Genomic DNA, 533 nt, shown 5'->3' on the forward strand with positions numbered 1-533 from the left:
TCAGAGGAAGCGGTGTAAGAGATATTGCTGAAGTCGAGCGTATCAGCATTGGCAAGGTATTACGAACCTTAAGTGAATCGATCTATCAGATTCAGCCTAAACAAAGCCACTACGAATGTCTTGAAGTCGATGAACTTTGGACTTTTGTAGGGAATAAGAAAAATAAACAATGGCTTATTTATGCCTACCATCGAGAATCTGGAGAAGTTGTTGCTTATGTTTGGGGTAAGCGGGATTTAGCAACGGTTCAACCTCTTAAAGCTAGACTTAAAAAGCTTGGGGTTCAATATGCTGGAATTGCGAGTGATCATTGGGATAGTTTTATCACAGCATTTCAATGTTGCAAGCAAGTGATCGGTAAGTTTTTTACCATCGGTATTGAAGGTAACAATTGTAGAATTCGTCATCGAATCAGGCGTGGATTTAGGAGAAGTTGCAACTTTTCTAAAAAGCTCGAAAATCATTTTAAAGCCTTTGATTTGACTTTCTTTTACCTTAATAACGGATTTGTTTAACGCCAGCATACTTTTTGA

At 38.1% G+C, this 533-nt stretch carries 1 protein-coding gene; it reads left to right on the plus strand.

Features of this window, described 5'->3' with window-relative positions:
- Window positions 1–515 (plus strand): IS1 family transposase (locus tag MF4642_RS16600; protein ID WP_078426878.1); only part of this gene is annotated, 515 nt, incomplete at its 5' end.
- Window positions 516–533 lie beyond the last annotated feature (18 nt).

Origin of the sequence: Acinetobacter sp. MF4642 (genome assembly GCF_002018925.1) — a bacterium.
Taxonomy (GTDB): domain Bacteria; phylum Pseudomonadota; class Gammaproteobacteria; order Pseudomonadales; family Moraxellaceae; genus Acinetobacter; species Acinetobacter johnsonii.